Genomic DNA, 23092 nt, shown 5'->3' with positions numbered 1-23092 from the left:
TAAAAACACAAAAACATCAAAATACTTCGACAATAAAACAAGTTTCAATTAAGGTTATTTTTTAGCTTTGCAGCAATGAAGTCGATTATAAACTCTAATTATTTATTAGTATCATTTTTGACACTTTTATTTGTTGTCAATTTAATACAAGGATATTCTACAGATCTACTTGCAGACGAAGCATATTATTGGACCTACAGTAATGAGTTAAGTTGGGGTTATTTTGATCATCCTCCTATGGTTGCTATTTGGATAAGTATTTCCAAGTTGTTTTTCTCATCTAGCGAACTTAGTGTTCGGTTTTTCTCCTCAATAACCTTATCTATTACTTTTTACATTGTTTGGTTATTAATTAAACATCCAAAGAAGAACGAATTTCAATGGCTATTTGTCTTGATAGCTTTTTCTACATCTTTATTCAATGTTTATGGTTTTATAACTGTACCTGATACTCCTTTGCTATTTTTTGCAGCAATTTTCTTTTGGGGATATCAAAAATATTTAAACGAGAAGTCTTTAGTAAGTTATTTAGTAATAGCTATCACTATGGCAGGCATGCTATACAGTAAATACCAAGGAATATTAATTATATTCTTTGTTTTACTTTCTAATTTAAAGGTTTTAAAAGATGGTAAAATATGGTTAACTGCTTTACTTGCATTAGTACTATTCGCTCCACATTTACTGTGGCAATTTGAAAATGACTTCCCTTCATTTAAATATCACCTATTCGAACGAAAAGAAAATACCGTTTATAGATTTAGAGATACTTATATGCATCTTATTAACATGATTGCTATAATTGGTTTTACATTTCCTATTGTTTACAAAGCCTTATTTAAAAATCTAAAAAATAAAGATTTATTTCAGCGCGCATTAAATTTCACTGTAGCTGGTTTTGTGATTTTCTTTTTTATCAGTACGTTTAAAGGTCATGCACAAGCACAATGGATTGTTCCTATTTCAATCCCTTTAATCATTATACCTTTTAATTATTTAATTGAAAACCCTAAACAAATAAGGTTATTTAAAATATTAGCTTTTATAAGTATAATTGCTGGTACATTTTTGCGATTTGCTATGGTTAATGACGGTTTGTTACCTAAACAATTTGACATGCACGGAAACAAAAAATGGGTTGAACGAATCGAAAAAAAGATCGGAGACAAAACACCTCTTTTTTTAAACTCCTACCAAAACACTTCTACTTATTGGTTTTATTCCGGTAAAAGACCTTATCAAATTAACACTTGGAATAGTAGAAAAAATCAATATGATTTGTATTCATACAATCAAAATTTTTCTCTTAACAATCCTATTTTAATCAATATTGGTGCACAAGAATCTCCTAAAGATTCTATCCTCAAAAAAAATAATATTGAAATCTATTTTAAAGACATATCAGGCGAGTATACAAAACCCGATAAACTACAATTTGATCTTATCAATCCAATTTATATTGAACAAAACAGTACAAATTCAGTTAATATAAAACCTCCATATGTACCTCTTAATCTGAGTAAAATTTTTCAGCCATTTGTTGGTTTAAAATCTAAAGAGGACAAGAGTTATTACGATGCTACACTACAAGAAGATCGTATTTCTTTTTCCTTACCTAAATTCACACCAGAATGTTCACCTATAGAGATACAGATAATTGGTACTACTAACATCCAAGTTCCTCCTATCAGATTAAGTACTATTGATAAAATACAGCAATCAAATGAGTAAAAACAGTATATTTTATGCTATTCTAGCCTTAGTAATTTTAATTACATTCATTGGCTTCCCTTTAGATTTAATGCCACCAGATGCTGCCTTATATGCTTCTATATCTAAGACAATGGTTTTAAACAATGATTATATAAATTTATATTCATTAGGAACAGACTGGTTAGACAAACCTCATTTACCATTTTGGCTCACAGCCTTATCATTCAAGTTATTCGGCTTTTCTAATTTTGCTTATAAATTACCCGGTGTGCTTATTTTTTTCTATGGCGCATACACAATGTACTTATTCGCTAAAGAGAATTACAATAAACAAACCGCTTTAACAGCTGTTATAATCTTACTTACCTCTTTACATATTGTTATATCAAATTTTGATGTAAAAGCTGAACCATTTCTTACAGGGTTTATTATGGCTAGTTTGTATTGGTTTTATAAATATATTCAGCAAAAAACTTGGAAACACTTACTATTAGGAAGTTTATTTTGTGCTTTTGCAATAATGACTAAAGGAATTTTTGCTTTAATCCCAATAGTAGCTGCTATTGCTGGAAATTTATTAGTTAAAAAACAATGGAAAGAAATTTTAAATCCTATGTGGATTTTTGCTTTCGTTTTTATTGCTGTTTTTATTATCCCAGAACTATATGCATTATATATTCAATTTGATGCACAACCTGATAAAGTTGTATTTGGAAAAACAAATGTTTCCGGAATTAAATTCTTCTTATGGGATAGTCAATTTGGACGCTTTTTTAACACAGGACCTATTAAAGGAAAAGGTGACGTTTTCTTCTTTCTTCATACAATCCTCTGGGCTTTTTTACCTTGGTCTATTTTGTTTTACATAGCTACTGTTTTAAAAATAAAGCGAAATTTTAAAATAGTAAATCACAAAGAGGAATTCTACACCATTTTTGGAACGTTAGCAACTATACTCGTATTTTCTTTAAGCAAATTTCAATTAGCTCACTATACAAATATTGTATTTCCTTTTATGGCAATTATTACTGCGGATTTTATTATCAAATTAAAAGATCAATATTTCAAACTTCAAAAAACTTTTGTGATAACACAATGGTTTTTAATTGGTATAGTTACAGTAGCAATTCCTTTATTGAGTTTCTTAATGCTTCCAGAATTTAATTTTAGTTTCTTAATCATTTTAGCAATTTCTATAGCAACTATACTCTTTGTTAAAAAGAAAGAACAAGAAAAAATAAAACGCTTATTTTACTATTCTGCTATCACTTTTTGCTTTTTGTATGGTTTTATGCTAACACATTTTTATCCTACACTATTTAACTATCAAGGAGGTGTACATGCTGCTAAATTTTCAAACAACAATAATATTGAAACAGTCTATTTAATTGATAACAAAACTCATAAGTTCGGTTTTGAGTTTTATTTAAACAATCCAGTCATAAGAGTTCCCAAAGAAGACGTTAACTTATTAAAAGGCAAAACCTTTTATGCTGATCAACAAGAGTTACAATATTTAAAAGAAAATAATTACAAATATTCAATACTTAAAGCATTTGATTCTTATAGAATTACAAAACTTAAAGGTAGTTTTTTAAACCATAATTCAAGAGCAGAAAAACTTAACAAGAAATACTTAATTGTTTTACAATAAGCTTTCTTTAAATGTTTTTTGATACAAGAACTTATACAACTTAAAAAGTATAGGTCCCATTATTATACCTTCTATATATCCGATAGTAATATCTATTGGATAGTGTACTCCTAAATAAATTCTACTATACCCGAAAATTAGTGGAAATAAAATTAGTATATAAATAAATTTGAATTTGCTTCGTAACAGCAAAATAATAAATGTGGTAAAAGTTGCTGATAATGCAGCATGACCAGACCAAAAACTTCCTCCTCTAGGCTTGTAAGAGAATTGTCTTAAATATTCTTGCAGTTCTGGCACGTTACATGGACGTACTCTACCTACAGAATTTTTCATCAGATTTGTAAATTGATCTGAAAAAGCAACTAATAACGCTATAAAAAAAAGTGTGAATAACGTTTTCTTTGCGCCAAACTTTACAAAAAGTAAAACTAAAATGAAAACGAACAGTGGAATCCAATTAAATTGATCGGTTATTGCCAACCAAAAAGCATCCCACTTTTCGTTTCCTAAATTATTTAAATAAATTAAAAGCTCTCTGTCTTTAGAGAGTATGCTATCTAAAAAACTATTTCCCAACTTTTAATACTTCAATTTCAAAAATAAGATCTGTATTTGGCTTTATGACAGGTAAACGTCCTACCTCCCCATATCCTAAATAACTTGGAATAAATAAACGTGCTTTATCTCCTTCACGTAACATTTTTGCACCTTCTTTCCAGCCTGCAATTAATGGATATTTAGGATCATTAATTGTAAATGTAAAAGCCTCTTTTTGATCTAAACTAGAAGCTATTTTATTTCCTAAATCGTCATAAAGTGTATAATGCACCGTTGTAGGTTGATCTGGATTTACCTTGTTACCTTTACCTTCTTTAAGCTTTACAAAACGTAAACCAGAGCTAGTAACTTTAGAACTATAATAATCAAAGTTCTTTTTTACTTCTTCTTTTGCTATAGCTATTTTTCTCTTACGCTCCTTCTCTCTTTCCTCAGCATTATCTAATTCACTCAAGAATACCTCAGGAGCATTAAAGTTCTTAGCATTTTTTCCTACTCTAATGATATCTACTTTATTAATGTAATCGTTTTGAACTATTGTATCTACAATATTCTGACCACGAGCTACCTTTCCAAAAACAGAATGTTTTCCATCTAACCAAGGTGTTTCTTTATGCGTAATAAAAAATTGAGAAGAATTTGTACTTGGTCCTCCATTTGCCATAGAAAGCACTCCTGGCCCATCGTGCTTATGAATTAACTCTCCTTTTTCATTTAAAGGAAATTCATCATCAAAACGATATCCTGCACTTCCTCCTCCAGTACCAGTAGGGTCTCCTCCTTGAATCATAAAATCTTTAATTACTCTATGGAATTTGATACCATCATAATATGGCTTTCCTTTTAAAGAATCTGTTACTTTAGGATTATTCCCTTCTGCCAATGAAACAAAGTTTGCTACTGTCATTGGTACTTCGTCTGCATGTAATTTAACTAAAATATCCCCTTTATTGGTTTGAATATCGGCATATAAACCTTCTGCCAAATCTGGGTATTTTACAGTTTTACAAGAAACTATAAATACAGCAAGTAAAACGATTATTTTAAATGACTTCATTGTATTTATTTTAAAATTAAAAGACACCAACATTAGTTGATGTCTTTACTAGTTTTTTTATTATTTGTTAGCTGGTGCAGCTGGTTGAGCAGCTGGCACAACGTCTAATAACTCTACATCAAATACTAATGCTGAGTAAGGCTTAATTTTAGGTAATCTTCCTTGGAATCCATAAGCTAATTCTTGAGGAATAAAGAATTTATATTTAGCTCCTGGCTTCATTAACTGTAATCCTTCAGTCCATCCTTTGATTACTTGATTAACTCCAAACTCAGATGGTTCACCTCTATCTACAGAGCTATCAAATACAGTTCCATCAGGTAATGTACCGTGGTAATGCACTTTAACTTTGTCTGTTAATTTTGGAGCTTCTCCTGTTCCTTCTTTTTCAACGATATATTGTAATCCGCTATCTGTAGTTACAACATTTGGCTTTCCTTTATTTTCTTCTAAGTACGCTTCGTTTTCTTTCTTGTAATCCTTGTATTCAGCTTCAGTTTTAGCCTTCATTTCTTCTTCACGCTTCTTCATTTGCTCCATTTGCATCTTTTGGAAATATTGTCTGATGATGTTTGTAGATTCATTTACATCAATTAACATGTTTGTAGAATCAACCCCGTCGTAGAATCCTTGTACATATAAGTCTTCATTCAATTCTTTAGCATTTGGATCTGCTTGCATACGACTTGCCGTATTTAAACCTAATGCATAACTTACAGAATCTAACTCAGTTTCTAGACTCGTTTTTCTTTCTAATTGTTTTCCACAAGATACAACTGATACCCCTAGGGCTGCAATTGCAACATACTTACTTAACTTCATTGTTTAGTTTTTTTATTTCGATTAATGTTAGTGTACTTTTTATTGTTTGATTGATTCCTATTCTATTTCCATCTCCAGTAACTCCGTAGGCTCTGTATGATGGAATGACAAATGTAACAGTTTCTCCCTTTTTCATCAACTTAATTCCTTCTTGTAACCCTGGAACAAAATCTTCTTTATCGACTACATAATCTCTGGTTTGACGTTCATAAATTGTATTCCCATCTATATCTGTAATCACATAGTCTATTGTTACTTGATCACCTTTTACTGGTAATTGGGTAGCTACTGTATCTTTATTCACATAAGTATACCAAAAGCCTCTTGCCGAAGACTCATACCTATGTAAAGTATCTTTTTTTAAACGCGCTTCAATTGCATTCTTCTCTAATGCATTTAGCTTTTTATTCTCTGCAATTACTTCCTTGTAAAAATTATTTACAGAATGCTTTTTAGGTCTTCTAGGCTCAGGAGTTTTACAGCTAGCAATATATAATGAAGCTAACATACATATGTAAATACTATTCTTCATAAGAATTCATCAACTCTTTTTGATAATTAGGTAATAGCGATTTAAACTTCTCAATTGTTTCTCCTAAAGACACATTCGATCTTCCTCCTGCAGCATTATCATGTCCTCCTCCATTAAAATAGTTTCTTGCAAATTTATTTACAGAGAACGTTCCTTTAGATCTGAACGAAATTTTAATGATACCTTGTTCTTTATCTTCAATAAAAATCGCAGCAAAAATAATTCCTTGTAACGATAAAGCGTAATTCACAATCCCTTCTGTATCTCCTTTCTGGTAATTAAATTTATCTTTTTCTTTTTGCGATAATGTTATGAATGCTGTTTTATATTCAGGATAAATTTGCAAATTAGTTAACGCTTGTCCTAACAGTAATAATCTACTATACGTATTTGCATCGTACACATTACTATGTATTTTATCATTCTTTGCGCCTTTATCTATTAAATCTGCAATGATTCTATGAGTTGCACTTGTCGTAGACCTAAAACGAAAAGAACCTGTATCAGTCATAATTCCTGTATACAAACAAGTAGCTATATCTGCATCAATAATAGCTGTATCTCCCATCATTTCGATAAAGTTATACACCATTTGACATGTAGAAGACATAGAAGTATCTGAGTACATATATGTAAAATCATCTGGTTGTTGATGATGGTCTATTAATGCAAAATCATGTTCGTATTTTTCTAATGTATTTTGCATGTCGTCTCCTACTCTATGCAAAGCATTAAAGTCTAATAAAAATATAATCTCTGATTTCTTTAATGACCTCACGCTTTGTTTATTCTGACGATCAAAACGATATACAGTTTCAGTACCAGGAATCCAACGTAAAAATTCAGGAAATTCATTAGGTAATAACACCTGCGTTTCATGTCCTTTTTTATCCAGATAATGTTTCAAACCTAATGTAGCGCCAACAGCATCTCCATCTGGGTTTTTATGACCTATAATCACTATATCTTTAGGGGTATCTAGGTAAGTCTTAAGTTCGTTAAAGTTCTTTAAAATCATAAATGGCGAATATACAATTTAATATTCTTTTAATTATTTAATAATACAGGTTTTATTAATTCAATTTTTAAAAGTTTTTCATCAATTGAACGAGGTAAAATGTATTTTATTTTCATATAACATCTCAGTAAACACATAAGCACAATTCTCTATTGTTTTCGCCCTTGTAAAAAATAACTTAAGAACATATTCTATTTCCTTAATTCATTCATAAACTCGCCACAAACACAAGTACACAAGAAGCATAACAACCTGCAAAACTATGTACTATTATACACTTAACTTGCTAGTAACATTAAAAAATGTATTTTTGCGCGAAATTATTAATAAGATAAACATACATAATGGCAACGAATAGAACTTTTACAATGATTAAACCAGATGCTGTAGAGAATGGTCATACTGGTGCTATTTTAGAAAAAATTAATGCTGCTGGATTTAGAATTGTAGCGATGAAGAAAACGCAAATGAGTAAGCGTGATGCTGAAACTTTCTACGGAATTCATAAAGAGCGTCCATTCTTTGGTGAATTAGTAGAGTTCATGACTCGCGGGCCAATTATTGCTGCAATCTTAGAAAAAGATAATGCAGTAGAAGACTTTAGAACATTAATTGGAGCAACTAACCCTGCTGAAGCTGCTGAAGGTACTATTAGAAAACTATATGCTACTTCTATTGGAGAGAATGCTGTTCATGGTTCTGATTCTGATGAGAATGCAGAAATCGAAGGAAGTTTCCATTTCTCAGGAAGAGAGTTATTCTAATTTTCAGCATAGAAAATATACTTAAAAACTCGTTACTTTTCAGTAACGAGTTTTTTATTTTTATTATAATACTTCTATGTATATTATACTAACATAATCTTCTTTACTACTTCTTCCTTCATTTCTTCATTAAGCATTCTAATTATTTTTTCTTTCCCATAACTCAATTCTTCTCTTAACACTGAAGAATTCAAACGGATAATTAGTGTCCCGTTTTGTAATTTAACTTCATTTGTATAAGAAGCTACACCTGCCCCCATTAATTTTTTCCATGCTTCTTCAATATGTATTTTTCGGAAACCTTTTTCTAGTTTATTTTGCTTTATAAAAGCTCCCATCAAATCTTTAATCGAAAAACTATCGTTTTCTCGTTTTGCCATTATCTTATTCTCCCTTATTCGTTATTTTGTTCCTCCCCTAATTTAAAAATCTCATATGGTTTGTTACTTTGCTTTACAACCTCTTCTGTTCTTTCAAAATGAGTATCTGTAATGAATATTTGTCCAAATTCATCGTTATTTACTAAATCTACAATTTGACCAACTCTATTTGCATCTAGCTTATCAAAAATATCATCTAGCAAAAGTATTGGTGTTATTTTCGATTGTCTCTTAATAAACTCAAACTGTGCTAATTTTAAAGCGATTAAATAGGATTTTTGTTGTCCTTGAGATCCAAATTTTTTAACAGGATACGCTCCTATTTGAAAACTCAAATCATCTTTATGAATCCCAACAGAAGTATATTGTAACACCTTGTCTTTTTCTAAATTATTAAACAATAATGTTTCAAAGGGTGTATCGTTTAACTGACTTTTATAATTCAAATTTACTTGCTCTCTATCATTTGATATCACCTGATACTTCTCATTAAAAATAGGTGTAAATTCTGCTAAGAACAGCTTTCTCTTTTCAAAAATTTCACCTCCATATTGCATCAATTGTTCATCGTAAACTTTTAAGTTCAATGCGTCAAAAGTTCTGTTCGCTGCAAAAAACTTTAATAAAGCATTACGCTGACTTAGCACTTTATTATACGAAATTAATGTGGTTAAATACTGCTTATCTTGCTGAGAAATTACACCATCTATAAACTTTCGTCTCGTATCGCTTCCTTCAATAATTAAATCTCTATCGGCTGGAGAAATAATTACCAATGGTAATTCTCCTATATGATCTGAAAAACGATCGTAAACTTTTCCATTGCGTTTCAATACTTTTTTTTGCCCGCGCTTTAATGAGCAAATAATTTTCTCTAATCTACTATCAATCAAATAGTCTCCTTCTATCATAAAAAAACCTTCATGATGCCTGATATTTTGCGTAGCTACTGGGTTAAAATAGCTTTTTGCAAAGGATAAATAATAGATTGCATCTAGAACATTTGTCTTCCCAACACCATTATTTCCTACAAAACAATTAATCTTTTCTTTAAAATTAAATGTTTGAATCTCAATATTTTTAAAATTCACTAAAGATAGTTTCTGTAAGTACACTAGTTATATTTGTTTCAGGACGCTAAGTGCAAAATAACGAAAATCGGCTTTTAAAATCCAATTAAAAAAACTATTTTTGCGCCACTAATTTTATAAGAACTATGGCAACATATAAAAAGAGAGGATATAAACCTAAGAAAGAAAAGGTTGTAGAAGAAGCTATCGAAGAAACATTTGATGAGTCTCAAAGTGATGTAGCAAAAGCCTTTGACGGATTAGACGAAGCAGCTAACAAATCTGAGCAATGGATCGAGAAAAATAGCAGACCTTTATTTTATGGTTTAGTTGCTATAGCTGGTTTAATTCTAGCATATTTACTATACACTAAATTCATTGCAGAGCCAACTGAAATCGAAGCTTCAAATGAATTAGCTTACCCAAGAACATTTTTTGACCAAGCAGAAACTGCTGCAGGTGTAAAAGCAGACAGCTTATATACTTTAGGTCTTGAAGGTGGTGATGGTAAATACGGATTTTTAGATATTGCTTCTACGTTTAGTGGAACTAAAGCTGGAAATATTGCAAATTACTACGCAGGTATTTCATATTTAAAAATGAAGAATTACAAAGAAGCTATCGAATACCTAAGTAAATTTAGCTCAGATGATGAATTATTAGGACCTACTGCTTTAGGAGCTATTGGAGATGCTTTTGCTGATATTAATCAACCAAAAGATGCTCTTGACTACTACGAAAAGGCTGCTAATAAACAAGCTAATGATTTTACAACTCCTTTATTCTTATTTAAAGCGGGTCAAACTGCAATGCAATTAAATGAGTTTAGTAAAGCAGAAAGCTTATTTACACAAATTAAAGATAACTACGCTACCACTCAAATTGGTAGAAATATTGATAAGTATATCAACAGTGCAAAATATGCACAATAGTAAGTTAACAGTTATTCAAACAACTGAAAGCTAAACAATAATGGCAACAACAAATTTATCATATTACGATAAAAACACAATCCCAAATGCGAAGGACTTTCGATTTGGGATTGTTGTTTCTGAATGGAATCCAGATATTACGCAAAATCTTCATAAAGGTGCTATCGAAACACTTTTAGACTGTGGAGCTCTAAAAGAAAATATTATTTCTTGGGATGTTCCTGGTAGTTTTGAACTAATATACGGATGCAAAAAAATGATTGCTACTGAAAAACTAGATGCAATTATTGCAATTGGAAATGTAATACAAGGAGAAACTAAACATTTTGATTTTGTATGTGAAGGTGTTACACAAGGAATTGTAGACTTAAACATTAAACATGATGTTCCTGTTATTTTTTGTGTATTAACAGATAATACAAAACAACAATCTATAGATCGTTCTGGTGGAAAACATGGAAACAAAGGTATAGAATGTGCTGTAGCTGCTGTAAAAATGGCCGCTTTAAAAAATATTGGACGCAATACCAATAGTGTAGGTTTTTAATTATACACTTAGTTACATATATAATCGTAAAAGTCAAGATGTAATATTCTTGACTTTTTTAATTTACAAACAACTTACTTGATAGCTTATCATTTATTCCGTAATTTTGATGGTGGTTTTTTGGTCTGATTTTTGACCTCATATAAAAAATGACAAAGAACAGTTATGGGTATTTTAAAAAGAGAAAATAAAAAGTTCGAATACAAGCCTCGTTATTACAAAGGAGAAGGGAATCCTTACGAGTTAAAGCATAAATTTGATGAATTCAGAACTACAGTAGGGAAACGAACATCCATGAAGCAAAAATTCAAAAATGCACTTAATGAATTTAAGTCTTCTGAATATGGTGGATTTAACAAAACTATTGTAATTATTACCATTATTTTAACGCTAATTTTCCTGTATTTGATCGATTTTGACCTATCAATATTTTTACAATAAAATAATTAATGTCAGATATTATTCAATTACTTCCCGATCATGTTGCTAATCAAATAGCAGCAGGTGAAGTTGTACAACGTCCTGCTTCGGTAGTTAAAGAATTATTAGAAAATGCAATTGATGCAGGTGCTTCTGTAATTACTTTATTACTTAAAGACGCAGGAAAAACATTAATACAAGTAATCGATAACGGAAAAGGAATGAGCGCAACAGACGCTCGTTTGTGTTTCGAAAGACATGCTACTTCAAAAATTAAAGATGCTGAAGATTTATTCAATTTAAGCACCAAAGGTTTTCGCGGAGAAGCCTTAGCTTCTATTGCTGCCATTGCTCATGTAGAACTTAAAACAAGACAAGACAATGAAGAATTGGGCACTGCAATAAAAATAGAAGGTAGTACTGTTGTATCTCAAGATATTGTATCTACAGCAAAAGGAACTAGTATTGCTGTAAAAAACTTATTCTATAATATTCCCGCTAGAAGAAACTTTTTAAAATCCGACACTGTCGAAACACGTCATATTATTGATGAATTTCAAAGAGTTGCTTTAGCACATCCAAATATTTCTTTTTCATTACACCATAATGGAAATGAAGTATATCATTTAAAAAACAGCAATTTACGTAAACGAATTGTTGCTATTTTTGGAAATAGAACGAATGAAAAATTGGTTCCAATAGAAGAACAAACCGACATTATTACTATACGCGGTTTTATAGCTAAACCTGAATATGCAAAAAAGAAAAGAGGAGAACAATTTTTCTTTGTAAACGATCGATTTATTAAAAGTTCGTATCTAAATCATGCTGTAAATAGTGCTTTTGAAGGTTTACTAGAACAAGGAGCGCACCCTACGTATTTCATTTATTTTGAAGTGCCACCTAATAGTATCGATATTAATATTCATCCTACAAAAACGGAAGTTAAATTTGATAACGAAAAGGCTTTATATGCAATTATAAGAGCCACTGTAAAACATAGTTTAGGTCAATACAATGTAGCTCCTGTATTAGATTTTAATAGAGACGCAACTTTAGACACACCTTATGAATTTAAGGATAAATCGTCTATGTCTTCTCCTACAATTACAGTAGACCCAACTTTTAATCCTTTTAAAACGGAACCGACAGAATCACAACATACCTATGAGAAAAAAAGTACAGCTAGCACCTCTACTTCTTTCTCTACTCCAAGCAAATCATCTTATAAACACGATTATAAAAAAGATGCTGGAAGTTGGGAGTCTTTGTATTCAAATATAGAACCAATAGAAGATACATCTGTTTCTCAAGGACAACTTTTTGAAAGTACTCAAGAAACTGAAACTGGAAAAACATTTCAGATTCAAAAAAAATATATTTTAAGCTCTATAAAATCAGGAGTAGTACTTATTCATCAAACTTTAGCACATCAACGTGTTTTATATGAAGAATATTTAGAAAACATTACCGTTAAAGAAGCTAATAGTCAGCAATTACTATTCCCTATAAATATTTCTTTCTCTTCTACAGATATTGAAATGATTTATGGAATGAAATCTGACTTAGAAAGTACAGGGTTTGTTTTTAATGAATTCACAAAAGATAGTATAACTATTGGTGGAATTCCAATTGCTATTTCTGAGAGCCAAATCACATTGATTTTAGAGCAATTACTAGACGATATGAAACTAGAAGTTCCTGATACAAGTTTTAGTCATTTTGACGTAATGGCTAAATCTTTTGCGAAATCATTGGCTATAAAAACAGGAACTGTTTTATCTGAAAAAGAACAAGAAACACTCGTAAATAATTTATTTTCTTGTAAAGAACCAAGTGTTTCTCCTCTAGGAAAAGCAACCTTTAAAACCTTAACTTTACAAGAAATAGACACCATTTTTAGCAAGTAAGTTATGCAACGATTAACAGCCGCAATAAAACATCTTATTATTATTAATGTAATCATGTATTTCGTTCCTCAATTAATGGGAATGGATTTAACAAATATATTTGCATTACATTTCCCTAAAAACGAGCATTTTGGCATATGGCAATATGTTACTCACATGTTTATGCACGGTGGTCCGTATCATTTACTTTTTAATATGTATGCTTTATGGGCTTTTGGTACTCCTTTAGAACAAATGTGGGGACGAAATAAATTTATATTCTTTTACTTCTCGGCTGGTATTGGAGCTGGTCTTATTTATACATTGGTAAACTATTACCAATTCAATTCAGCTTTAAATATTTTACTTGAATCTGGTATTACAAAAAATGAAGTATTTGAGTTATTAGATCCGACTAAAGTATATAAAGACGTTAACCTACAAACAGTAAACGCATTATACAACACTCCTGCTGTTGGTGCATCTGGTGCTGTTTATGGAGTTTTAGTTGCATTTGGAATGGCATTTCCTAATGCTAAACTTGCACTTATATTCTTCCCAGTACCTGTTGCTGCAAAATATTTTATCCCGTTAATTATTTTTGGAGACTTATTCTTTGGAGTAACGAAATATTCAATTGGAAATATTGCTCATTTCGCTCATATAGGTGGTGCTTTAATTGGCTTTATTATTGCGTGGTATTGGAAAAAAAATCAGTTTAGAATTAATTAAATGGAATCTATACATAACTTAAAACAACGGTTTAGAAATGCTGGAATAGTAGAAAAACTCATCTATATTAATGTTGGGGTTTTTATACTTGTTTTTTTAGCTAGTATTTTCAAATTCCTTACCAATTCTAATATTTTGGTAAAATGGCTGGCATTACCTGCTAGTTTTTCTGAGTTTGTTTATAAACCATGGACTATTTTTACCTATGGTTTTCTGCATACAGATTTCATTCATATACTAATGAATTTAATAGCCTTATACTATATTGGTTATTTATTCAAACAATATTTTACTGCCAAACAACTACTTAATTTTTATTTGTTCGGTACTTTTTTTGGAGGTGTAATCTTTTTATTAAGTTATAATTTTATCCCTTCGTTTGTTCCTCAAAAGAACTTTAGCATTTTATTAGGAGCTTCAGCAGGAATTTCTGCAATATTTATTGGAATTGCAACTTACATTCCTAATTATCAAATTAAAATTCCATTAATTGGTTTTGTAAAATTGTGGCATTTAGCTGCTTTTTGGGTGCTTTTCGATCTTATTAGAATTCCTACTTCTGGAAATGCGGGTGGATTGTTGGCACATCTTGGTGGTGCTTTATTTGGTTTTCTATATGTACAAAATGCTAGCAATAAAGAACTAGATTTATTTAAACCATTTCAAAATCTATTTAGCAAAAAAGAGAAAAAACTAAAAACAGTATACAAGTCTAATAACCCTTCCCCTAAAAAAGGTCCATACAAACATAAATCGTACGATCAACAAAAAGTAGACAGTATTTTAGATAAAATTGGAAAGTCTGGCTACGATGCTCTTACAAAAGAGGAAAAAGAATTTTTATTTAAACAGGGGAAGCAATAAGAATGTCTCGACATCAGAAGAAAAATAGTTTTTTAAATAAGTTACTTTATTTTGTAAATTCCATATTTGCAGCAACATTACTGCTGTCTTATTTTTTATCTTTTGTTTCGCCAAAAACAGTTCCTGTTTTTTCTGTTGCTAGTTTGGCCGTCCCTTTTCTAATTTTTGTGAATTTTGCTTTTTTATTGTATTGGGTAATTAAACTAAAGAAATACTTTATCCTTTCTGGAATTGTATTGCTTATTGGTTGGTTATTTTTCCCTCCACTTTTAAAGTTTACAAAGAAAAATATTGCATTAAACTCTGATGTAAAAATTATGAGTTATAATGTACGTATGTTTAACGTGTACAAATGGACAGAGGAAGAGGGTATTGGAGAAAAAATTATTCAATTTATAAAAGATAAAGATCCAGATATCCTAGCTATTCAAGAGTACTACCACTCGAAAGATACACAACTGAAATATCCGTATCATTATTTCGCGCCTAAATCTAAAAAAAACAATTTTGGCTTAGCTTTATTCTCGAAGTATAAGATTATAAATAAAGGTTCTTTAAACTTTAAAAACAGTGCTAACAATGCTATTTTTATTGATATTGTAAAAGGAAAAGATACTATACGTATTTATAATCTACATCTACAATCTTTAAAATTAAATCCGCAAAAAGAAAATTTTGGAGAAGCTAATTCTGAAAAACTAATTGGTAGACTAAAAAGAGGTTTTATACAACAAGCAAATCAGGTAGAACAATTTTTAAAACATGAAACAACCTGGAAAGGAAAAAAAGTAATTTGCGGCGATTTTAATAACACTGCTTTCTCTTGGGTTTACAGGCAACTTGCAAAAAACAAAAAAGATGCTTTTAATGTTGCTGGTATTAATTTTGGGAAATCATATAACTATTTTTTCCCTGTACGAATCGACTTTATTCTTACTGACACAAAAACTAAAATACACAATTTTAAAACCTACTCAGAAAAACTTTCAGACCATTATCCTATCATGTCTAGAATCAATTTCGAATAGTTATATTAGCAATGGATTAGATTAATTATTAACCATATAACTTCGAATTTTCATGACACATTTTGATGTAGCTGTAATTGGTAGTGGTCCCTCAGGAGCTTCAACTGCTTTTCATTTAGCAAAAAAAGGAGTATCTACAGTTATAATTGAAAAAGAAACACTTCCCAGATATAAAACTTGCGGCGGTGGTTTTGTTTACAGAGGACGTAAAAACCTTCCTTTTGATATTAGTAATGTTGTAGAACGTGAATTTCACACAGTAGATGTTTATCTAGGAAATACACTTCATTTTCAAACAACCAGAGAAGAACCTACTATTACAATGATTATGCGTGATTCGTTTGATCATTTAATTGTAGAGGAAGCAAAAAAACAAGGTATTACATTATTAGAAGGCAATAAGCTTATTGATATTTCTTTTGACAAAGAACAAGCAATACTAACTACTGACAAAACTCAAATCTCTGCAAATTTTGTAGTTGCTGCAGATGGTGCTTTAAGCCCAACAGCTAAAATGGCTGGATGGAATAAAGAAACTAGAAAGTTAATTCCTGCACTAGAATATGAAATTGAAGTACCTGAAGAAGATTTTAACAGATTGAAAGATCAAGTACGTTTTGATATTGATGCAATACCATATGGCTACGCTTGGAACTTCCCTAAAAAAAATCATTTATCAGTTGGTGTAGCTTCAACTAAAAAGACGAGAATCAACTTAAAAAAATACTATCAAGAATACCTTAAAACTATTGGTATTACGACTATTTTAAAAGAATCTCAACACGGATTTCAAATTCCAATTGCCCCTAGAACAGATGGTTTTGTAAAAAACAATGTTTTTTTAATCGGTGATGCAGCTGGTTTTGCGGATCCTATTACTGCTGAAGGAATTTCAAATGCAATTTATAGTGGTGTTTTAGTTGCAGAAGCTATTAGCGAAAGTGAATTACAGTTAGAAAAAGCTAAAACACTTTATTTAGACAAACTAAATGAACGAATGCTTCCTGAAATAAAGACTGGTTTATGGTTAGCTAAATGGTTTTATGAGCAAAAAACAATACGCAATATCATGTTAAAAAAATATGGCCAACGCTTTAGCGATGCCATGGCAGATATTTTTCATGGAGACCGTTCTTATCCTACAGATATAAAACAAGCCATTACTCAAAAAATAAAAGAATTAGTTTTTTAAAAACTAAAAAACCGTTTGAGATGTCAAACGGTTTTGTTTTTTAAATTAGCTTTGTAAAGCTGCATTTTTAGACTTCACATAGTCCTCCACTTCATCGTGAGGAATTTCTTTGACTGGAATTGTAAAATTACCATTAGAACCTGAAATTACTATTTCGCTTCTATATTGTCCTTCAAAAGTTCCATGTACTTTATAAGGTGTTTTTCCTTCGCCAATAGGCCCTGTCCAACCCATTGCATTAATTTTTAAACCACCTACAAAATGACTGTCTCTTACTAAATCAAATCCATACGAATAGTTTTGAGCATCTCCTTCAACATACACGCTGAAAAAACCTGGAGTTCTTAATCCTGTCCATACATATACAGCTGAACACTTTTCTTTTGTTACTGGTTGTTTACCGTAAAATCCCATGATTACTTGTTTTAATAGGTTAATTACTTTAAAGATGCACAACTATTCTTTAGCACAGTTAAAAAAATCCTTTAAACACTAAAAATCAACCTTTAAAGCACAGTATTTCAGCATAAGAATAATAGTAAAAAACCCCTTAAGACTCTTTCAAGCCTTAAGAGGTTTTTAAATTTCTCTTCTTTTTATGTAACGAAAACAACTCTTCCCTACTCTATAATAAAGCGTTTTGTTGTTTTTGTATACTCGTTTTCTAGTCTTAAAATATATACTCCTGAATCAAAACGATTTACATTAATTACTCGTTTATTATCTGAAAGTTTTCCTTGCTCTAAAACTTGACCTAGCATGTTTAAGACACTATATGAAGTATTAGACAAACTCTTACCTGGGCCTAATAACCTTAACGTAGCTCCTTTTTTAACTGGATTTGGAGCCAATGTAATCGCTTTTAATATATCTTCATCTTCATCCCCTAATACATCTAAACGTGTTCCGAAATCTGCTAATTGTACAGAAGAAGTACCACAAGATCCTTCATAAATCTTAACATTTGAGAATGTTGAATTATTACCAGATCCTGAATCATTATCATTAATAAATACCAATCGATCCATATTACCTGTATACGAACTTCCAACTGGAATTACATAAGTAGTGGTTCCACTTGTATAATTATCAAAGTTTGTTACTCCGTAATTTTGAGTACCATGTACTTTGAAATATCTACTCGACGTTAATGTATTATCATCTTCAAATCCGATTCCGTGAATTTCTCCTTCTGAAGTACTGCTAAATTCAAATTCTATTACTGTATTAGCTGTTACAGTATAGTTCATTGCAATATACTTCCAAGTATTATTTGTTAACGTTAAAGAAGCTCCTGAATTCCCTATAGAGAAATCTCCTGACGCATCTTGATTAGAGAATGCATTAATTGTAAAATCGTTAAAGTTTAAAGCTGTACATGGGTCTGGGTCCGGATCTGGATCTGGGTCAGTACCTCCTCCATTTGAAACACCAACTGCATCTATAGCAATATCACTTTGCCATCCACTATTTCCTAAACCTGTTACTACGTTAAATCGTAACTGTACGCTTCCTTCACCTGCATAAGCAGATAAATCTACATTTGCATCATTCCACTGATCTCCTTTATCTCCAGATTGTGTAAATACAGAAGTCCAAGCTCCATCATTATTAGTTCTCGCTTCTACTGTTAATGTATTAATATATTGTCCAAACATATGATATTTAAATGTCAATGTAGGGCTCGTTAAATTCGTAAAGTTGAAACATGGAGAGTTTAATAATGCACGTTTATTTGGATGATTTCCTCCAGAAGCTTCAACATACACATAAGTGCTACCATCTGCTGCTGCACTTGGTCCTGTATTATTAGAAGGTGTTCCTCCAGAATTTCTAGTAAAGTCTATATTATCTCCAGAAGTTGTATTTTTCCAATCTCCTAAGTTTGTCTCAAAACTTTCACTATAAGGGAATGACGCCACATCTCCAGTACAATTTTCTCCTCCAGGATTTCCTCCATCACAAGGATTTGTAAATGAAACTGTTTGATCTGTTTTACCATTCGATCCTCCATTATTATTTTCATCTGCTCCTTCTCCTACTCCTCTTTCTGCAAATGCTTTCCAAATTAAACATTTGTATTGTCCTCCATATAAATCTTGGTCTGCCTGTAAAATTCCATCACGTCCAGAAACAAAACCTGGATTGTCTGCTGTGTTTTTTAATCCTTCAATAACTAATGCCATCGCAATATTGTTACCTCCAGTTCCATTATAAAAATCAGGATCAAAACCTTCTTGGTCTATTAATAACCAAGTTAAATCCCATAAAATAGTTGCAAATGCATATCCAACACCATGAGGAACAGCTAAATTATTAATATCTGCATAGTCTGTACCATTCACAGATTTATTTGTAGAATATACTGTAGGTCTAATTCCTTTTCCATCTAAACCTTGACCTAAAACATAAGTTCCTACACCTCTACCATCAGTTCCTTTGTCTCCAGCTTTCATGGTTAACATTAGTCCAAACCAGTCAGACCAACCTTCTCCCATTTGTTCTGAACCTCCTAAAGCATTTCTATTTCTACCTCCCACTAGACGTGTAGAAATTCCATGTCCGTATTCATGAGCAATGATAACATTATCAAAAGAACCATCTCTTCCTGGGTTTGTTAATGTCCATAAAAACATTGACATTCTTGGATTACTACCATCTGGTGGTGTACCAAAAGTAGCATTATTTGTTCTACTTCCATCTTGAGAATCTGCATTTACAGAATCGCTGCCTGTACCACCTTTTCCGTAGTTATTTTCTTGAAAATTTCCACTTGCTTCGTCAAAACCATATTGGTACCATACATCATGCATGATATTATTCCAGTAAAATAAATTTGTAGTAGAAGCATCTTGATAGGCACTTGGTGCTTGGCTTAAATTTACAGGGAAATTAAAATCTAAACTAGCTCCTCCATCTGGTGAAGCTCCTGTTCCATTATTTCCGTTTGTATCTTCTTGCGCCCATACATTATTACCTCTTGTAATAGTAAATTCTGCACCATTTGCACCATTTGTGTCATGCCATCCATAAGGAGAAGCTGTTGCATTTGATGGGTTTGTTACAATAGATCTTCCTCCATCGTCTGGATTTATTAAAGGCATTGCATACACATTATATGAATCTGGAGCAAATGAAGCATTCGCATGAGGAATTCTTGCTTCCTCCTCGTGATGTGATTCTCCTTTTACATGTGTATGTGTAATTTCTCCGAAATTACATGAAATAACCCAGTTATCTTCAGCAATAACTGTATTTGTATTCATATCTACAAAGCTATTCCACCAGTTAGCACCACCTTGCTCGTATAACGTAATATTCCAGCAAAGTTTTAACTTATCTTCATGTAATAAGTATACTTTTTGAGCCTTAATTGGTTCATTGTCTTCTGTAATTCCAGAGTTGTGGAATTCTAACACGTCGTCTCCACTTTCAGATTTTTTAGCGGTACTGTTTAAACGCGGAACTCCTGTTAAGTTGTGTTTTTTAATTACTGCATTAATTGCTGATGTCACAGGAGCGCTTCCTGCTCTAGCTGCAGCTACTTTAGATTCTACATCAGATACGAATTGATTTAACTCAAAATTCACTTTATTATTTAACACCGACATATTATAAGTTCCATTTACAATAGGAATTCCTTTATAATATTGTGTAATGTAATAGTGCGTTAAACCTTTTTTAAGCGAGGAGGCCTCACTTATCACTTTCCATTCAGAAAAGTCGTTTGAAGATTTTTCACTTTTTTGTTTTAAATTCTTAAAGTGTTCTTGAATTACTGATAAATCTTTGGTTGATTTTGTTTGAGAAAAACTCGTCTGGCATAGCAGAAATACTGCTATGAGCACATAGATTTTTTTCATAATTGATTGATTTTAATGGGTTTCTTGTTTTAAAGTTAAAGAATTATAAAATCAACAAATAATTAACTAAAAAAATCAACAAATAAGTAAATATTGTTTTATTTTGAGTTTTATTTTATTTTTTTAAACAAATTTTAAGAAAAACAAAACATTTATTTCAAAAAATTAACTATTATTTCTTAAATACCTTTTTCAAACTCAACATGCTAATTGGGTTCATTTTTAAACCTTCCACATTCTTTTGAGTAAACCTTATTACTTTATCATAATACAAAGGCACAACAGGCGCTTCAGCAATTAAAATACTATCCATTCTACGATATAGTTCGTGCCTTTTTTCAGTTACAACTTCCTTAATAGACTGTTCGTATAAACTGTCAAATAGTTCATTTTTAAAATGTGTGTAGTTAGGTCCGTTTGGCGTAAAATTCTTACTGTAAAAAAGCGATAAATAGTTTTCAGCATCTGGATAATCTGCTATCCAGCTAGCTCTAAAAATAGGCAGTTTACCATTTGCTTTACCTTGGCGAAGTGTAGAAGGTGGAACTACATCTATTGTTACTTGCAGCCCTATATTTTGTAATTCTCTTTGTATGAACTCACATAAATCCAAATAATTTCCATTTGTAGTTATTGTAATAGCTACTTCAGACATCTTTGTATCTTCTTTAAAACGCTCTATCAACTTCCTTGCTTTTTCAGGTTGGTAAGAGTATCCTTGTTGATTTGTAAAAGATGGCAAACCAATAGGAATAAAACCATTAACCGCTGGTGTTCCTATATTATTTCTTAAGAATTGTACCATTTTTACACGATCGAATCCATAATTGATTGCCTGACGAATTAATTTTGATTTTGTTGGATAGTCTTTAGCAACATCTAAATAAATACCTAAGTATTCTGTATTTAAATAAGGTCCAGTTTCCATATGTATTTTTCCTTCATACTTAGGTTGCAATGTACCTTCAGTAGATAAGATTTCATCTTTATAAGAAGCATCTAAACTTTTCATAAAATCTAAATTCCCTTGGATAAATTGTAAAAACTCACTTTGTTTATCGGGTAAAAATGTAATGGCTACGGCTTCTAAATATGGTAATTGTACTCCAGCAGTATCTTTCTCAAAATACAATGGATTTTTCCTAAATACCAATTTTGTATTCTCAACCCATAATTTAAATTCAAAAGGGCCAGTTCCTATTGGATTTGCTCTAAATTCCTTTCCAAAATGTGTTATTCCTTCTTTTGGTATTACTGAACAATACTTCATTGTCAATAATCCTAAAAAGGGTGGAAATGGTTGTTTTAATTTAATAGAAAAAACAGAATCATTCTTTGCTTTTAAATATTCAACATTTTGCAATACCCAACCTCCTGGTGACGCTACTTTTTTGTCTTGCAATCTGTTCAATGAATACTCAAAATCTTTCGCATTTACTTTTCTTGTTTTTTGTGTTCCAAACACTTTATTTGAATGAAAAAATACATCATCTCTCAGGTAAAATGTATATAATGTTCCGTCTTCTGAAATTTCCCATCTTTTAGCTACATCTGGTTGTATACGCAGGCTATCATCTAATTGTACCAAACCATTATATAATTGATTGGTAGCCCAAATGTTTCTTTGGTCTCTTGCAAAAGCTGGATCTAGAGAAGTTATATTAGCGTGTTCATTATATTTAAAAACTTGATTTTCCTTAAATTTTGATTTGTTTCTAGTACAAGACATGATTATAAAACCAAAACAAAACATCGTCACTTTAAAATATAAGGCTCTTCTAACTTTAATTTGACCATGGTAAGTTCTTTTATTCATGTTTATCTATCTTAAAAACTAATGAAGTGTAAATATAATGGTAAATAACTATCTAGGTCTTCTTTCCTTCGCTAGAATACAAGTTTATCTAAAGTATTGGTTCATACAAAACTGAACACTAAAAAACAAAATTGGGTAAAGAAAAATAGCTAAAATTAACATTTCATCAACAAAAACATAAAAAGTTAAATATTTAAAACAAAAACACTATTATTTGTTAAAAAAATAAATTTTAAAC

21 protein-coding genes are annotated in these 23092 nt (G+C 31.0%); 11 read left to right on the top strand and 10 right to left on the bottom strand.

The genetic code is table 11. The annotated features are described in order from the left end of the window. The first annotated feature begins 75 nt into the window (after positions 1-75). Positions 76-1731 carry an ArnT family glycosyltransferase gene (locus ACKTTC_RS12370; protein ID WP_408040148.1) on the top strand — a complete coding sequence of 552 codons (1656 nt, stop codon included), beginning with the start codon at positions 76-78 and terminating at the stop codon, positions 1729-1731. Next, positions 1724-3367, top strand: coding sequence for an ArnT family glycosyltransferase (locus ACKTTC_RS12365; RefSeq protein WP_408040147.1), 1644 nt, complete (start codon positions 1724-1726; stop codon positions 3365-3367). Before ACKTTC_RS12370 ends, ACKTTC_RS12365 begins: the two co-directional genes overlap by 8 nt. Here ACKTTC_RS12365 and ACKTTC_RS12360 read toward each other — a convergent pair. Genes ACKTTC_RS12360 through ACKTTC_RS12340 form a run of 5 tightly spaced genes read right to left on the bottom strand, consistent with a single transcriptional unit; the run spans position 3359 to position 7357 of the window. After that, a complete protein-coding gene (locus ACKTTC_RS12360) occupies positions 3359-3946 on the bottom strand; it encodes a phosphatase PAP2 family protein (RefSeq protein ID WP_408040146.1) in 588 nt (195 codons plus the stop codon). The genes ACKTTC_RS12365 and ACKTTC_RS12360 overlap by 9 nt on opposite strands. Further along, entirely contained in the window at positions 3936-4985 is a 1050-nt protein-coding gene (locus tag ACKTTC_RS12355) for a peptidylprolyl isomerase (RefSeq protein ID WP_408040145.1), read from the bottom strand. The genes ACKTTC_RS12360 and ACKTTC_RS12355 overlap by 11 nt, the downstream gene beginning before the upstream one ends. Positions 4986-5045: 60 nt before the next feature. Next, a complete protein-coding gene (locus ACKTTC_RS12350) occupies positions 5046-5807 on the bottom strand; it encodes an FKBP-type peptidyl-prolyl cis-trans isomerase (RefSeq protein ID WP_408040144.1) in 762 nt (253 codons plus the stop codon). Continuing rightward, positions 5794-6339, bottom strand: coding sequence for a gliding motility-associated peptidyl-prolyl isomerase GldI (gene gldI, locus ACKTTC_RS12345; protein WP_408040143.1), 546 nt, complete (start codon positions 6337-6339; stop codon positions 5794-5796). Before gldI ends, ACKTTC_RS12350 begins: the two co-directional genes overlap by 14 nt. After that, on the bottom strand, positions 6329-7357 hold the full coding sequence (locus ACKTTC_RS12340) for a DHH family phosphoesterase (RefSeq protein ID WP_408040142.1): 1029 nt from the start codon (positions 7355-7357) through the stop codon (positions 6329-6331). Before ACKTTC_RS12340 ends, gldI begins: the two co-directional genes overlap by 11 nt. Positions 7358-7701: 344 nt before the next feature. On the opposite strand from ACKTTC_RS12340, the gene ACKTTC_RS12335 reads away from it, so the two are divergent. Beyond that, entirely contained in the window at positions 7702-8121 is a 420-nt protein-coding gene (locus ACKTTC_RS12335; protein WP_408040141.1) for a nucleoside-diphosphate kinase, read from the top strand. Between the two features lie 83 nt (positions 8122-8204). Here ACKTTC_RS12335 and ACKTTC_RS12330 read toward each other — a convergent pair whose 3' ends face one another. Both ACKTTC_RS12330 and recF read right to left on the bottom strand, forming a co-directional pair. Further along, positions 8205-8501 (bottom strand): DUF721 domain-containing protein, encoded by a 297-nt coding sequence (locus tag ACKTTC_RS12330; RefSeq protein ID WP_408040140.1) that lies wholly within the window; start codon positions 8499-8501, stop codon positions 8205-8207. A gap of 14 nt (positions 8502-8515) precedes the next feature. Then, a complete protein-coding gene (recF, locus tag ACKTTC_RS12325) occupies positions 8516-9616 on the bottom strand; it encodes a DNA replication/repair protein RecF (protein ID WP_408040139.1) in 1101 nt (366 codons plus the stop codon). Between the two features lie 101 nt (positions 9617-9717). Here recF and ACKTTC_RS12320 point away from each other — a divergent pair, with 101 nt between their 5' ends. The 8 genes from ACKTTC_RS12320 (at position 9718) to ACKTTC_RS12285 (ending at position 17175) form a co-directional block, all read left to right on the top strand. After that, positions 9718-10503 carry a tetratricopeptide repeat protein gene (locus tag ACKTTC_RS12320; RefSeq protein WP_408040138.1) on the top strand — a complete coding sequence of 262 codons (786 nt, stop codon included), beginning with the start codon at positions 9718-9720 and terminating at the stop codon, positions 10501-10503. 40 nt (positions 10504-10543) lie between these two features. Then, positions 10544-11050, top strand: coding sequence for a 6,7-dimethyl-8-ribityllumazine synthase (gene ribH / locus ACKTTC_RS12315; RefSeq protein WP_408040137.1), 507 nt, complete (start codon positions 10544-10546; stop codon positions 11048-11050). A 165-nt stretch (positions 11051-11215) separates the two neighbouring features. Beyond that, positions 11216-11491 carry a riboflavin synthase subunit beta gene (locus tag ACKTTC_RS12310; RefSeq protein WP_408040136.1) on the top strand — a complete coding sequence of 92 codons (276 nt, stop codon included), beginning with the start codon at positions 11216-11218 and terminating at the stop codon, positions 11489-11491. 8 nt (positions 11492-11499) lie between these two features. Further along, positions 11500-13380, top strand: a complete 1881-nt coding sequence (gene mutL / locus ACKTTC_RS12305; RefSeq protein ID WP_408040135.1) for a DNA mismatch repair endonuclease MutL — start codon at positions 11500-11502, stop codon at positions 13378-13380. Between the two features lie 3 nt (positions 13381-13383). Next, on the top strand, positions 13384-14091 hold the full coding sequence (locus ACKTTC_RS12300; RefSeq protein WP_408040134.1) for a rhomboid family intramembrane serine protease: 708 nt from the start codon (positions 13384-13386) through the stop codon (positions 14089-14091). Beyond that, entirely contained in the window at positions 14092-14955 is an 864-nt protein-coding gene (locus ACKTTC_RS12295; RefSeq protein ID WP_408040133.1) for a rhomboid family intramembrane serine protease, read from the top strand. A gap of 2 nt (positions 14956-14957) precedes the next feature. Next, positions 14958-15983 carry an endonuclease/exonuclease/phosphatase family protein gene (locus ACKTTC_RS12290; RefSeq protein ID WP_408040132.1) on the top strand — a complete coding sequence of 342 codons (1026 nt, stop codon included), beginning with the start codon at positions 14958-14960 and terminating at the stop codon, positions 15981-15983. Between the two features lie 52 nt (positions 15984-16035). Then, positions 16036-17175, top strand: coding sequence for a geranylgeranyl reductase family protein (locus ACKTTC_RS12285; RefSeq protein WP_408040131.1), 1140 nt, complete (start codon positions 16036-16038; stop codon positions 17173-17175). 45 nt (positions 17176-17220) lie between these two features. Here the strand turns inward: ACKTTC_RS12285 and ACKTTC_RS12280 are convergent, their stop codons facing one another. From ACKTTC_RS12280 to ACKTTC_RS12270, 3 genes are all read right to left on the bottom strand, one after another. Further along, the gene (locus tag ACKTTC_RS12280) at positions 17221-17589 is read right to left on the bottom strand and encodes a hypothetical protein (protein WP_408040130.1); all 369 of its coding nucleotides are present in this window, start codon (positions 17587-17589) and stop codon (positions 17221-17223) included. A 206-nt stretch (positions 17590-17795) separates the two neighbouring features. Further along, complete coding sequence (locus ACKTTC_RS12275) at positions 17796-21038, bottom strand: M36 family metallopeptidase (RefSeq protein WP_408040129.1); 3243 nt, start codon at positions 21036-21038, stop codon at positions 17796-17798. Between the two features lie 172 nt (positions 21039-21210). Further along, complete coding sequence (locus tag ACKTTC_RS12270; RefSeq protein ID WP_408040128.1) at positions 21211-22854, bottom strand: ABC transporter substrate-binding protein; 1644 nt, start codon at positions 22852-22854, stop codon at positions 21211-21213. Between the last annotated feature and the right edge of the window lie 238 nt (positions 22855-23092).

Origin of the sequence: Tenacibaculum amylolyticum (assembly GCF_964511145.1) — a bacterium.
Lineage (GTDB): Bacteria > Bacteroidota > Bacteroidia > Flavobacteriales > Flavobacteriaceae > Polaribacter > Polaribacter amylolyticum.
The sequence above is the reverse complement of the archived record's forward strand: the minus strand, read 5'-3'. Positions and strand labels throughout refer to the sequence as shown.